A 695-nucleotide genomic window follows, 5' to 3' on the forward strand; every position below is an offset into this window, starting at 1 on the left:
GCAACCACGGCGAGCGGTCGGGTGTTGGTCGGAACGGGAAGCCGCACGGGTAACGATATTCGTTACTTCCTGACGGATCACCTCGGTAGCGTCAGGGCTATCGTGGATCAGTCGGGAACCGTGAAGGAGCGAAACGACTACTACCCCTTCGGCACGAGATACAGCCAGTCGGGCGGTAACGTGGATCCCGCCAACCGTCTGAAATACAACGGGAAGGAAGATCAGACCACGGGCAACCTCGGTTACCTCGACTACGGTGCCCGGATGTACGACGCCGAACTCGGGCGGTGGTTCAGTGTCGACCCGATGTCCGAGGCGTATTACTCGTCGAGTTCTTATAATTATTGCGCTAATAGTCCTATTTTGTTTATTGACCCGGATGGACAAGCGATGGATTGGTTTGTTGATGCCGATGGTAGCTTGTATTATGATCCGTTTATGAAAAAAGGAGACGAGTCGAAACTTGGAGATTCCTGGAGTTGGTTGGGAGAGAACGGAATGTTCGGAACCCCGGACAGGAATATTTTAAATAAATATTCCAACAGGATTTCCAAAAAGGGATTTTCAACAAAAGAGATGTATATCGCCGGAACGGGAGAATGGAGAAAAGTTGGCTTGCCAACCGCTTATTTCGACAGGAATAATGCCCTGGAGGTGATGGATGATTTGGGGTACAAGTACGCGATGACCCAATA

1 protein-coding gene is annotated in these 695 nt (G+C 50.5%); it reads left to right on the forward strand.

The features are described 5' to 3' along the window. Window positions 1-695 (forward strand): RHS repeat domain-containing protein (locus DMB45_RS14590; RefSeq protein ID WP_316933176.1); only part of this gene is annotated, 695 nt, incomplete at both ends.

This window comes from Sanguibacteroides justesenii, assembly GCF_003204205.1.
Taxonomy (GTDB): domain Bacteria; phylum Bacteroidota; class Bacteroidia; order Bacteroidales; family Marinifilaceae; genus Gabonibacter; species Gabonibacter massiliensis.